Genomic DNA, 12,134 nt, shown 5'->3' with positions numbered 1-12,134 from the left:
AATGGGGAAACAATCTGATGAAACGATTCAACAATTTCCAAAAGGTACCTGATCTTCTGCAAGCCCTTCTGAATATCTGTTTGTTCTTTCTAGCGATTGCGCTAAGCGTACTCTTAATTAGTGAAACATGGTACATCGTACAATTCGTCTATAAAACAGTGTTTAACAAAGGAGAAAGCTATTATGGAATGCTTGGCGAGCTGCTGATCTTCTTTATGTATTTTGAGTTTATTGCCTTAATTATTAAATACTTTAAATCCAATTTTCATTTTCCGCTGCGCTATTTTATTTATATTGGCATCACAGCTGTCATCCGTTTGATTATCATTGATCATGAACAGGCCGTATCGACATTCTGGTGGGCACTGGCCATTCTTGCGATGACCTGTGCACTCTTTATCGCGAGCAAAAGAGATACTGCTCATGAGCATGAGGAAGTGAAGTGAGGAAGAAGAAGGACGAGTGGTCAACACTCGTCTTTTTTGTGTTTAAATGAACAGTTTTTGAATATGTGTTGATTAATGAACATTGATTGAAAGATTGACAATTGATGATGATGGATCTAGAAAATATAATACAAATAGACAGGTGTTCATAAATGAATAGATGTATAGAAAAAGTATTCTGTCCAAAGCAGTTAACGGATTCACAAGTTCTTATGTTATGCTTTAGAAAAAGAGAAACCATTCTTTTCCTAGACATTGATTGTCATCATTCTATCTATAGGGGTCGATCGTATGCGAAGTATTCAAAGTTTGTTTGTTGAATGGTTACTTGTACTTACAAAGAAGAAACTAAATGTTGAGGGGTATTTAGAAGAACGAAGAATGGCGAATCAATTACCTTATGTGCTGCCTGAGAAGTTGAAAAAGAAATATCACATCACCAAAAGCAGCATGTTTTCAGTCGATACGTACATGTTGAAATCAGATGTGCAGCCAGATGATCATCAGGTGCTATTTTTACATGGAGGAGGCTATATTGAGCAGCCGCTCGTATGGCATTGGCGTTTCTTGGATCGATTGACGAAGCAATTAAATAGTACGGTGTATGTGCCAGTTTATCCTAAAGCACCGAATCATCAGTATATGGATGCAATCGAGAGTGTTCTCCCAGTTTACCAAGCTCTTTTAGAAAAAGGAACACCAGAAAAAATCGTCATCATGGGTGATTCTGCTGGCGGCGGTTTATCGTTGGCCTTTGCTCAATACTTAGCAAAAAAAGGTCTTCCGCAGCCTGGAAACTTGATTCTATTATCACCATGGCTTGATGTGACATTAAGTAATCCTGATATCGCTAAAATGGTTCCAAAAGAGCCAATGCTCAACCTAGATTTACTAATTGAATCGGGCAAAGCCTATGCAGGTGATACAGATGAAACACATCATTTGATCAGTCCAATCTATGGAGAAATCAAATCGTTAGGACGAATTTCTGTTTTTATTGGCACTCATGAATTCTTTCTCCCAGATGCCCGGAAATTCAAAGAGATGGCAGACAAGCAGGGTGTTCCCATCAACTATATCGAATACCCAAAAATGAATCACGTCTTTCCTGTCTTCCCTATTCCCGAAGCGAACCAAGCGTTAAAACAAATTGTCGCTATTATTGAGAGTAAGACGTTCCCTTTGAGGGATATGACAAAATAGGATGCGAACATGAGGATGGCCAGCAATGCTCTAGCCATTCTCGTGTCTAATTGGAGGATCAAAAGTTAATTATGAACGAAACAGAACCGTTCTCATTTACAAGTATGCAGGAAGTAGCTCCTGTAGCTATTCCAGAAAGACAGTTCATTCAATCACATGACGGCATACGTCTTGCTTATTATCCGTTTTTATCAGAAACAAACACGCAGACCAATGTGATCATCATTCATGGTGGAGGCGCTCACAGCTTGGCTGGTTATGAGCATATCGCCTATACATTGCAACATGATTTTCACGTGAATGTGTTTTTGCTGGATTTGAGAGGCCACGGATATTCTGAAGGAAAGAAGGGGGATACACCCAAAGTCACTGACGTGTGGCAAGATATTTCGCAAGTTGTGGATGTCATCAAACAGCAGCACGAAGGAGCACTTTATCTTTGTGGTCATTCCTCTGGAGCTGGATTGCTGCTTCAATATCTATCTTGGGATGAAAAAAGAAAAGTAGACGGTTACTTTTTTATTGCTCCTGAATTTGGCTACAAATCTGACACAGCGAAGTCTAATCAAGTCCCTTTTGCCACAGTTCAAGTTTGGAAATTCGTGCTATCTGCGATGACAAAAGGAAGGCTGATGGGGCATTCAGAAGCTGTACGATTTCACTACCCAGCATGGGTGATTGCACAAGATCCACTTCTTTTAACAGGCATTACCATCAATATGTCTCTTGCCTTAACGCCATCTGCACCTCAAAAACAATTTGCAAGGCTGGACCAGCCTTATGGCATGTTTGTTGGAAGCGAGGATGAGTTATACGACGTAGACAAATTTCATCCATATCTGGCGCTTCCAAATCAGCAGGTGAAAAATCAATCTGTTTACCAAGTGATAGAAAACCATACTCATTTGTCCATTTTACTAGAATCGGGAAAAAAGATTGGGCGTACCATCCAAATGTGGAAAAGTTCCATTTAACCTGAACAACTAGTCAACACTCTACCTTTTTCTTAAAAATTTACATTGACACCATCCTTTTCTATGATAAAATCATAGTGTGATAATGAGAATCGTTATCAAACGATATGACTACATATAGAATGGATAGGTGAGGTACATGTTCAAAAAATCTTTTTGGTCGCTACTAGTTGTGCTCTCCATCGTATTACTTGCGGCTTGTGGCAGTAATAGCAGCGAAGGCAAGTCAGATAGTAATGAGAAAACAAGAACCGTTGAAAGCGCTATCGGTTCAACTGAAATTAAAGGATCGCCTAAACGTGTAGTGACGTTGTATCAAGGAGCAACTGATGCAGCCGTCGCTATGGGCATTAAACCAGTGGGTGTTGTAGAATCTTGGCTTGAAGCACCTACGTATAAATATTTAAGAGATGATTTAAAGGGTGTCAAAATTGTTGGGCAGGAAACACAACCAAACTTAGAAGAAATTGAAAAGCTGAAGCCAGATTTGATCATTGCATCAAAAATCCGTCACGAGCAAATTTTTGATCAGCTGAAAGAAATCGCTCCAACTGTTGCAACAGAAACAGTGTTCACTTTTAAAGACACAGTGAATTTAATGGGTGAAGCGTTAAACAAGCAAGACAAATCGAAAGAATTGCTGACGAAGTGGGATGACCGTGTCGCTGACTTCAAAGAAAAAGCAAAGAAAGACATTAAAAACTGGCCAATGAGTGTGTCTGTGGTGAACTTCCGTGCAGATCATGCAAGAATCTATCAAACTGGGTTTGCAGGTTCAATTTTAACAGAGCTAGGCTTTGAAGGTCCTAAAAATGTCAAAGATAAAAAGCAAGATATCATTACACTTACAGACAAAGAGAGCATTCCACAAATGGATGCAGATGTGATCTATTACTTCATGGATGATCAGGATAAAGCAGTTGAAAAAGCATATAAAGAGTGGACAAGTCATCCTTTATGGAAGCAGCTTGACGCAGTGAAAGCGAAACAAGTGCATAAAGTCGATGAAATCACTTGGAACATGGCTGGCGGTATCACCGCTGCAAACATGATGCTTGATGATATTTATGATCGTCTAGGGCTTGATAAATAAGTGTAGCAGAGGAGAAAATGTGAAAAACCATTTTCTCCTTTTTCCATAACAGATTGAAAGCGGGAATCAGATGAGAAGTTTATTAAAAAAGGATTCGAGCAAGGCACTGCTATTTGCTGGATTCATCGTGTTGATGTTGGTCTTTTTTATGCTCAGTATTTCTCTTGGGCAAACCTCAATTTCCCTCAAAGCCACCATCCATGCGTTTCTTCAGTTTGATGAGTCAGATCCAAACAGTGTGATTGTCATGACATCCAGATTATCAAGAGCTTTAATTGCGACGGTTGTTGGATCAAGTCTAGCGATTTCAGGTGCACTCATGCAGGCATTGACGAGAAATCCGCTGGCTGCACCAGATCTTTTAGGTATTAATGCAGGTGGACTCTTTTTTATTGTGATTTCGATTGTTTTCTTTTCTACCGAGTCGTTAACAGGTTATATGTGGACGGCCTTTTTAGGCGCTGCCATTGCAGGTATGCTCGTCTTTCTTCTAGGCTCCATTGGAAGAGACGGACTGACACCGGTCAAAATTGTACTCGCAGGTGCTGCGATATCTGCTCTGTTTGCGTCCTTTACTCAAGGACTTTTAATCGTGAATGAACAGTCCATTCAAAGCATCCTGTTCTGGATGGCTGGTTCAGTGTCAGGAAGAAGTATAGATATGCTGCTGCCTGTGCTGCCTTATATTCTTGGGGCGACTGTGGTGGCGCTGCTTCTTGGCCGCTCGATCAATGTCCTTTTATCGGGTGATGATATTGCAAAAGGGCTTGGCCAGCGTACACTGCTGCTGAAAATCACGATGGGGGTACTTGTCGTCTTTTTAGCAGGAGGTTCCGTCGCTGTCGCAGGATCCATTGGGTTTGTTGGTTTTCTTGTGCCGCATATTGTGAAAAAGCTTGTTGGACCTGACCACCGCTGGGTACTGCCGTATTGTGCCGTTGTAGGGGCGTCGCTTTTACTTGTCGCAGATCTTGCCGCTCGTTTTCTGATCATGCCGCAGGAAGTACCGATTGGTGTCATGACGGCAATTGCAGGAGCGCCTCTATTTGTTTATCTCGTGCGCAAGGGGTTGAAGACAGGTGGCTAAAACATATACAGTGCGTTCAAAGGGCGGGCGCATTTCATTTCAATTTTCAAAGCGGACGTTTTTGATTTTACTATTATTGACAGGCGTTGCCTTTGGTTTATTTATTCTGAGCCTTTGTATGGGCAGCCGCTTTATTCCGCCTACTGATGTGCTGCTGCATATCTTCGGACAAGGCGAGGGAAATACGTTTGTATTAAATACGTTGAGGATTCCAAGGACCCTGCTTGCGGTTTTAGTGGGAGCGGCACTTGCGGTATCGGGGCTTATTTTACAAGGTCTCATTCGAAATCCGCTTGCATCGCCTGACATCATAGGAATTACGAGCGGTGCGTCGTTTGGCGCCATTATGTTCATCGTCTTTTGGATGGGCACTGTGCCTATTGCGTATCAATCCTTGTGGGCGATTGCAGGGGCGTTTGCCGTCTCATGTCTGATTTATTTGCTTTCATGGAAAAAAGGCGTCAAGCCGATCACGCTCGTCTTGATGGGGATTGGGATTTCCGCCATTATGAAGGCGTGTGTGACGTTTACTCTTGTGCTCAGCGATACGATGACCACGACCAAGTCATACATCTGGCTGACGGGCAGTTTATATGGTTCTACAATGAAGGACGTCATCGCAATGCTTCCTTGGGTATTGATTATTTTACCGATTGTCATGGTGCTGGCAAGAACGATGAATGTGAAGGAGCTTGGAGATGATCTTGCAACAGGTCTCGGGGTCAAGGTTCAGGCGAAGCGGTTATTCTTTCTACTGATGAGTGTGACATTAGCCGGTATTGCCGTTGCATTCGCAGGTGGTATTGAATTTGTCGGACTGATGGCGCCACATGTGGCAAGGATGATCATCGGTCGTTCCTTTATTGCGCTTGTTCCAGCATCTGCGCTTGTTGGAAGTATTCTCGTGATGCTGGCAGACTTAGTTGCGAGAACGGCTTTTCTCCCGTTAGATGTCCCGGCAGGTGTTTTTACGGCGGCAATTGGTGCACCGTTCTTTATTTATTTGTTATATCAACAGCGAAATCGTTAAACGAAAGATGGGGGTTTTGATATGAAGCCAGAGTGGGTTGAGAGAGAATTACTTGATTTCGGGGTACACATCACAAATGGACCAATGACATCTGATCGCACACTGGCTGCGCTTTTTTCAGAAGCATCTATCAGACGTTTATTAGAAGCTGAAAAGGAAGCGATGCATGCACCGAATATAGCAGTGGCGGCGTCCATGTTTTCAAAACGCTATGCCTATTTAGCTGTTAGTTCTACTTTGTACTTGATGACAATGTATGATGCTGTCTACCGGTTTTCACCAGAGGCGTGTGTCTTTAGAGAAGATCGTAAAATTGAGCTAGATGAAACGCTCTGTTCATTTGTTCAGTTAGAAGGAGATCGTCATGAGTGGAGAGAACAGGTCGTCCGCATGCTATTTACGCAGTGTGTCACACCTCTTTTAGATGTATTGAAACGTACTTCAAGACTTCCGTATTCGATTTTATGGGAAAATGTAGCGGTACGTATCAATTCTCTTTACCGTAGCATGATGCGAGAAACGGAAGAGCCTAAAATGAAAGAGCGCGTACGGGAGGATTATTTGTTTCTGAAGAAGGCATCGGGTGATCTTTTCGGAGCGAAGCAAAATCCTTTTCAGCACAGCTTAAATTTAGATGAAAGTTTGCTAGACACATCAAATCGAAAGACTTGCTGTATGTATTATAAGCTTGAGAAAAAATCAGAGAGCCTTGATTATTGTCTCGTCTGTCCGCTAAAGTAAAAAAACACCTTATGCAAGGTGTTTTTTTATTAGATTAGATTTTTCTTAAATATTTGTACAGTAAATTTAAATATGATATTTATGTTATATTGTTTCATTATATAATCATTTATGGAAGGAACTGATATGAAAAAAATTATCATATATATCATCTTTATTTTCATCATCATCATTGGCTTGTTCTTCATTCAACCACTTAAAAACCACATCTCTTTTCTTAAAGTAAAAAGTACAAATCTTACTGAATTAAAGGTGGGAGAATTGAAGTTGGGATTAATAAAGAGAAACTATAGTGAAAACGAGTGGATTAAAACTTCAAATTCAAATTATTTCAAAGTGAATAATAGAAAAGAAATAGTGGCAATCTCTTTAGAAAATAATCAAAGTAATATAAACAACACACTAAATATTCATTCAACTAAAAAAGATATCTATGATTATCTAGGTGAAAACTATTATCGTAGAAATGACGATCAGGGATATGAAATTTTAGGCTATAAGGATTCAAAGCATGATATCAAAATAGAATTTTTCTGTTTAGATCGCAATGTAGAAAGAATTATTATTAGTAAATTTGGGGAATAAACATAACATAATGATCAGAATCTTTATAAGATGAGAAGTGTGTTTGATGTTGTATGATCATCTTTTATAGAGATAGTAATGGAAAGAGGCACTGCTTGTTCATAGCAGTGCCTCTCTTTTTTATTCCCAAATATCGCTTACCCATTCAGGGTGATCAATAAAAGGATTGCGATTGTGCTGGTACGTTTGATAGATGATTTCGTTACGATTCCGTTCGATTTGATCGACTGGATCTTGCTTGTGCCATTTCAATAGGACAGACATTTTGCCGTGAAGAGGGGCGCTTCCATTATTCACTTTGTTGTTCAATTCTAAATCTGGGAAGCGGTCATCGCCTTCATATCGGACGGCCATATAAAAGAGCATTCTTGCTACATCTCCTTTCACCCGGCTATGAGGTTCAAATGAGTCGCTGTCGTAGAAGTTGCCCGGCGCTCCCTTGTATTCATTTCCGCCTATATCAAAATCTAAATTTCCTCGTGTGCTATTCGTTTGTACGTCTGTTGCCCGAAGGTGATGGAGATCTGTACCAGGTCCCTGGCTCGTCCCAAAATTGCCGTGAGATTTAGCCCACACATGCTCCCGGTTCCACTGTCCCACGTTTCCTCCATTTGCTTGCTTTGACCTGGAGATACCGCTATAGAGCAAGAGCACATTGCTTGGATTTTTTGGATCTTCATCCGTTTTCTTTAATGCATCCCAAACCTGGCTGTAGGATAGCTGCGTATGATCATCAATAATATCGTGTAATGCTTTCTTAAGAGCAGGCCCAGATTTGCCAGCAGCAGATTGGTAATAGGAATCAATTTGACTTGAAGCAGTTGTTTTCGCATGTTGAGCAGATGTTTCGGTTTGTAGCTGTAACGGGGAAAAGGTGATGGTTTGACTCGGTTCATTCAGAGTAAAGCCTTGAGCATTTGCAGCGGGAGGCAGCGGAGCGGCAAATGTACCGAAAATCATAATTCCGGCGGCCACAGTTCCAAATAAAGATCTTTTCATTCTATTTCCTCCTTCATAGGGAATGTATACTCTTTAGTTCTATCATATTGCCATAAAGAAATAAATGGATTTATCGTAAATTTTATGTAACCAATTCGTAAGAAAAGAGATTGCTATTTTATCAGCATTGCTGTATAAGTGGGCATATAAGGATGGACACAGCAAGGGAGAGGATGGATAACGTGAAAGAACTACACACACCTACTAGAACCATTATGACACCAGGACCTGTCGAAGTAGATCCGAGAGTCCTTCGAGTGATGAGTACACCAATTCTTGGTCAATTTGATCCTGCATTTACAGAGATCATGAATGAAACGATGACCTTATTACGATCACTTTTTCAAACAGAAAATGAATGGGCTTATCCAATTGATGGAACGTCGCGCTCAGGACTTGAAGCTGTGCTTGCCAGTGTGATCGAGCCCGGAGATGTGATGCTTGTTCCGGTCTTTGGACGCTTCGGTCATTTGCTGATTGAAATTGGACAGCGCTATGGTGCTGAGGTACATACAATGGAATGTGAATGGGGAACGGTTTTTAAGCAAGACGACATCATCGCAGAGATGCATCAAGTCAAGCCGAAAATTGTTGCGATGGTTCATGGTGAAACATCTACCGGAAGATTACAGCCGCTTGAGAAAATTGGTGAAGCATGCCGAGCGCTTGATGCGCTTTTTATTGTAGACGCTGTGGCGACAATTGGTGGTGTCGAGGTCAAGGTAGACGAATGGAAAATCGATGCGGCAATTGGGGGCTCGCAGAAATGCTTGTCTGTTCCATCAGGGATGTCACCGATCACATATAATGAACGAGTGGCTGACGTCGTACAATCGAGAAAGAAAGTAGAAAAAGGGATTGCAACACAGGACGAACTGCAAAAACAGGTAGACATTTCTCCAATCAAAAGCAATTACTTTGATCTAAGCCAGCTGCAAGATTATTGGAGCCCGAGGCGGTTAAATCATCATACAGAAGCGACAACGATGCTTTATGCACTGAGAGAAGGGGTTCGACTTGTGCTAGAGGAAGGTCTGGAGGAACGTTTTCAGCGCCACTTGTTTCATGAAAAGGCTTTAATGGCAGGACTTGAAGCGATGGGGCTTGAATTATTTGGTGATCCAGACTGCAAAATGCCGGTCGTGACGTGTATCGTCATTCCAAGTGATATCGACGGAGAAACGGTCCGGGCTGATCTTCTTCATCATTTTGGAATTGAAATTGCGAGTTCATTTGGGCCTCTTGCAGGACGGATATGGAGAATTGGCTCAATGGGCTATAGCTGCCGAAAGGAAAATATTCTATTTGTTTTAGCAGGCCTTGAAGCCATCTTGATGAAATACGGCGCAGCCATCAATTGTGGCGCTGGGTTACAGGCGGCTCTTTCCATCTATGAACAAGCTGAATAAAAAAGGGATTCTCAAAATACTCGCCACCAGCGGGTATTTTTTATTTGGGAAAAAACGCTGTTTTTTGAAAAACTAGACTTATAGAGAGCGATATCGCTATACTGAAGAAGTTCTTATCATTTTTGTCATCATTTTCATTTATTTTGAAGAAAGAGGTTTTAATATGAAAAAAATGGGCAGATTGTACATTTTGATGCTCAATATTTTTATTGCCATGCTTGGATTTGGTCTGATCGTTCCTGTCATGCCAAGTTATATTGAAGCCTTTGGCGCAACTGGGAAAACACTTGGTTTCCTCGTTGCTGCAACTGGCCTCACACAATTTGCTTTATCACCCGTCGCTGGAGCGCTGACTGATCGATTTGGACGCAGAAAATTGATTATTGCTGGGATTGCCGGCTTTACGATTGCCCAGTTTATTTTTGCATTTGCGGATCAGCTTTGGATGCTGTTTGTGTCTCGGTTTTTTGGTGGTGCTGCCGGAGCTTTACTCATGCCCGCCATGTTTGCATACATCGCTGATATCACAAGTGAGAAGGATCGAGGGAAAGGAATGGGGCTATTTAGTGCAGCAATGACGTTAGGCTTTGTCATTGGACCGGGTGTTGGGGGTTATTTGGTTGAGTTTGGGATTGCTTTTCCTTTCCTCATCGCTGGTTCCTTTGCAGCCCTGTCGACGCTGTTGTCTTTCTTGTTCTTACCTGAAACTTTAACAAAGGAAAAGCAGGAAGAAGCACGATTGAATAAAGAGCTTCATTTCAATCCTTTTACGCAGATGATTCAGGCTTTAAAAACACCATACGGTTTTTTGTTTATCTTGGCCTTTGTTTTGAATTTCGGAATCATTCATTTTGAATCGATCTTTGGCTTATATGTGGACCAAAAACATGGCTTTACACCGAAGGATATTGCATTTGTCATTACGGTAGCTGGACTTGCGGGTGTCATCGTTCAAGGTGCTTTAGTGAATACCTTTGTGAAACGATTTGGCGAAATGCGTGTCGTCCGGTATGCCCTTTTAGCTGCGGCGTTTATGCTGATCGCCTGCCGCTTTGCCCCTTCCTTTTGGCTGATTTTTACGGGCTCCATTTTGTTTTTATCGGCCACCTCGTTTGTTCGCCCAGCCCTCAATACATTACTATCTAAAATGGCAGGGAATCAGCAGGGGGTAGCAGGCGGCCTCAATACCTCCTTTATGAGCCTTGCGAATATCGTCGGGCCAAGTCTTGCGGGTATTTTATTTGATGTGAATATTGAGCTGCCATTTATGTTTGGAACGCTGGTGCTTTGTATGAGTTTCATTGCTTCTATTTTATGGGCGAAAAAAGCGCAGCAACATTCCCATGCCGTATCGTAAAGACAGCATAGAAAAAACCGATCAGCACAAATGGATCGGTTTTTTTCGTCATCGCTCATACTTCACGACTGGTGATTTTTCTTTATGCAGCGCATGAATCAATGCATCGTCTACATGCAAATGCTCCTTCACTAATTGAGGAGGGGTTAAGGCCATCCATTGGTTCAATGAAATATCAGCAAATCGATCGCTTTTAAACATTTCTAGAAACCAAAGGCTCGTTTGCCCAATATTTTGTATGTAATGCCCCATTCCGAAAGGAACATAACCAACATCACCTGCTCTGTAATTAAAGGTGCGAGCTGTCCCGCCTGCTCCAAAAACCGTCATTTTGGCTGTACCGGTTAAATAGTATTGCCACTCATCATTATTCGGGTGCCAGTGCATTTCTCTCATCCCGCCAGGTTTTACCTCCACAAGTGCAGCAGCAATGGTTTTAGATACTGGAAAATTGCGTGAGTCGACGATTCGCACGGTTCCACCAGAGGTCACGATTGGTTTTTGACGAAGGAGCTGGTGGGTAAATGGCGGTTTGATGCCGCCGTATGGATCAGAGACTGTTTGGCTTTCAATGGATGCCGGTGAAGAGCCTTGAAACATATAGCGTTGTTTATGTGGAATGTGATCAAACAGCTTGATTGGCACGCCGAAATTAGCAGAAAGAATGTCTTTTGGTGTATGAGCAAACCAGTCTGTGATGGTGAACGTATCAAATTCAGAAAAAGCACCATCATCAAACACAAGGAGAAACTCACAGCCATCCTCAAGACCTTGAATGGAGTGCGGAATACCGGGTGGGAAATACCACAAGTCTCCTTCTTCTACATCAGCGATCATATTCCGTCCTTTTGCATCTACAGATGTGATCCGGGCTTTGCCTAAAATCATATATGCCCATTCCGCCTGCTTATGCCAATGAAGCTCACGAACACCTCCGCGCGTAAGCCGCATGTTTACACCAGCAATCGTTGTTGAAACAGGCAGCTCTCGCTCGGTAATTTCCCTCGACCAGCCGCCATGATTCAAGTGCATATGTGTATCAGAATATGAAAATTTTAAATTAGGAATCGTCCCCGCATCTGTTTTAGGGGGAACGAACATATCTGGGTTCTCCATATCGCGCAGAACGTCTCGCGGGCCTAAATCGGTTGCGCCGGCCCCATCGTCTCGAATCGGTTGCGGGATGTGACGAATCTCCTCATCCATTTGA

The 12,134-nt window shown here is 42.1% G+C and carries 12 protein-coding genes; 10 read left to right on the top strand and 2 right to left on the bottom strand.

What is annotated here, in order from left to right; genetic code table 11:
* Positions 1 to 17 precede the first annotated feature (17 nt).
* The 8 genes from psiE to M2369_RS04325 all read left to right on the top strand — a co-directional run bounded on the left by psiE (position 18) and on the right by M2369_RS04325 (position 7,159).
* The gene (gene psiE, locus M2369_RS04360) at positions 18 to 446 is read left to right on the top strand and encodes a phosphate-starvation-inducible protein PsiE (RefSeq protein ID WP_024719769.1); all 429 of its coding nucleotides are present in this window, start codon (positions 18 to 20) and stop codon (positions 444 to 446) included.
* Between the two features lie 291 nt (positions 447 to 737).
* On the top strand, positions 738 to 1,649 hold the full coding sequence (locus M2369_RS04355) for an alpha/beta hydrolase (protein WP_216099133.1): 912 nt from the start codon (positions 738 to 740) through the stop codon (positions 1,647 to 1,649).
* A 71-nt stretch (positions 1,650 to 1,720) separates the two neighbouring features.
* A complete protein-coding gene (locus M2369_RS04350; protein ID WP_045034560.1) occupies positions 1,721 to 2,623 on the top strand; it encodes an alpha/beta hydrolase in 903 nt (300 codons plus the stop codon).
* A 139-nt stretch (positions 2,624 to 2,762) separates the two neighbouring features.
* On the top strand, positions 2,763 to 3,716 hold the full coding sequence (locus M2369_RS04345; RefSeq protein ID WP_007500381.1) for an ABC transporter substrate-binding protein: 954 nt from the start codon (positions 2,763 to 2,765) through the stop codon (positions 3,714 to 3,716).
* Positions 3,717 to 3,786: 70 nt separating this feature from the next.
* A complete protein-coding gene (locus tag M2369_RS04340; RefSeq protein WP_073412648.1) occupies positions 3,787 to 4,803 on the top strand; it encodes a FecCD family ABC transporter permease in 1,017 nt (338 codons plus the stop codon).
* On the top strand, positions 4,796 to 5,833 hold the full coding sequence (locus M2369_RS04335; protein WP_039168968.1) for a FecCD family ABC transporter permease: 1,038 nt from the start codon (positions 4,796 to 4,798) through the stop codon (positions 5,831 to 5,833). Before M2369_RS04340 ends, M2369_RS04335 begins: the two co-directional genes overlap by 8 nt.
* A 21-nt stretch (positions 5,834 to 5,854) precedes the next feature.
* Entirely contained in the window at positions 5,855 to 6,574 is a 720-nt protein-coding gene (locus tag M2369_RS04330) for an IucA/IucC family C-terminal-domain containing protein (protein WP_173408254.1), read from the top strand.
* Between the two features lie 126 nt (positions 6,575 to 6,700).
* A complete protein-coding gene (locus tag M2369_RS04325) occupies positions 6,701 to 7,159 on the top strand; it encodes a hypothetical protein (RefSeq protein WP_039956360.1) in 459 nt (152 codons plus the stop codon).
* A gap of 120 nt (positions 7,160 to 7,279) precedes the next feature.
* Here M2369_RS04325 and M2369_RS04320 read toward each other — a convergent pair whose 3' ends face one another.
* Positions 7,280 to 8,158: an endonuclease I family protein gene (locus tag M2369_RS04320; RefSeq protein WP_017367997.1), complete on the bottom strand. Its 879-nt coding sequence runs from the start codon at positions 8,156 to 8,158 to the stop codon at positions 7,280 to 7,282.
* Positions 8,159 to 8,331: 173 nt separating this feature from the next.
* Between M2369_RS04320 and M2369_RS04315 the strand changes: the two genes are divergently transcribed.
* Positions 8,332 to 9,567: a pyridoxal-phosphate-dependent aminotransferase family protein gene (locus M2369_RS04315; RefSeq protein WP_259253416.1), complete on the top strand. Its 1,236-nt coding sequence runs from the start codon at positions 8,332 to 8,334 to the stop codon at positions 9,565 to 9,567.
* 163 nt (positions 9,568 to 9,730) lie between these two features.
* Entirely contained in the window at positions 9,731 to 10,924 is a 1,194-nt protein-coding gene (locus tag M2369_RS04310; protein ID WP_008346860.1) for an MFS transporter, read from the top strand.
* Positions 10,925 to 10,972: 48 nt separating this feature from the next.
* Here M2369_RS04310 and M2369_RS04305 read toward each other — a convergent pair whose 3' ends face one another.
* On the bottom strand, positions 10,973 to 12,130 hold the full coding sequence (locus tag M2369_RS04305; protein ID WP_259253415.1) for an oxalate decarboxylase family bicupin: 1,158 nt from the start codon (positions 12,128 to 12,130) through the stop codon (positions 10,973 to 10,975).
* Between the last annotated feature and the right edge of the window lie 4 nt (positions 12,131 to 12,134).

Origin of the sequence: Bacillus sp. JUb11, from assembly GCF_024807925.1 — a bacterium.
Classification (GTDB): Bacteria; Bacillota; Bacilli; order Bacillales; family Bacillaceae; genus Bacillus; species Bacillus altitudinis.
Note: the sequence above shows the minus strand (reverse complement) of the source record. Positions and strands in the feature narration are given on the sequence as shown.

What these genes read in the sequence shown, in the direction of transcription:
- M2369_RS04305 (WP_259253415.1), bottom strand. Translation starts at nt 12,130, where the DNA reads ATGGATGAGGAGATTCGTCACATCCCGCAACCGATTCGAGACGATGGG.
- M2369_RS04330 (WP_173408254.1), top strand. Translation starts at nt 5,855, where the DNA reads ATGAAGCCAGAGTGGGTTGAGAGAGAATTACTTGATTTCGGGGTACAC.
- psiE (WP_024719769.1), top strand. Translation starts at nt 18, where the DNA reads ATGAAACGATTCAACAATTTCCAAAAGGTACCTGATCTTCTGCAAGCC.
- M2369_RS04325 (WP_039956360.1), top strand. Translation starts at nt 6,701, where the DNA reads ATGAAAAAAATTATCATATATATCATCTTTATTTTCATCATCATCATT.
- M2369_RS04350 (WP_045034560.1), top strand. Translation starts at nt 1,721, where the DNA reads ATGAACGAAACAGAACCGTTCTCATTTACAAGTATGCAGGAAGTAGCT.
- M2369_RS04340 (WP_073412648.1), top strand. Translation starts at nt 3,787, where the DNA reads ATGAGAAGTTTATTAAAAAAGGATTCGAGCAAGGCACTGCTATTTGCT.
- M2369_RS04310 (WP_008346860.1), top strand. Translation starts at nt 9,731, where the DNA reads ATGAAAAAAATGGGCAGATTGTACATTTTGATGCTCAATATTTTTATT.
- M2369_RS04320 (WP_017367997.1), bottom strand. Translation starts at nt 8,158, where the DNA reads ATGAAAAGATCTTTATTTGGAACTGTGGCCGCCGGAATTATGATTTTC.
- M2369_RS04315 (WP_259253416.1), top strand. Translation starts at nt 8,332, where the DNA reads ATGGATAACGTGAAAGAACTACACACACCTACTAGAACCATTATGACA.
- M2369_RS04345 (WP_007500381.1), top strand. Translation starts at nt 2,763, where the DNA reads ATGTTCAAAAAATCTTTTTGGTCGCTACTAGTTGTGCTCTCCATCGTA.
- M2369_RS04355 (WP_216099133.1), top strand. Translation starts at nt 738, where the DNA reads ATGCGAAGTATTCAAAGTTTGTTTGTTGAATGGTTACTTGTACTTACA.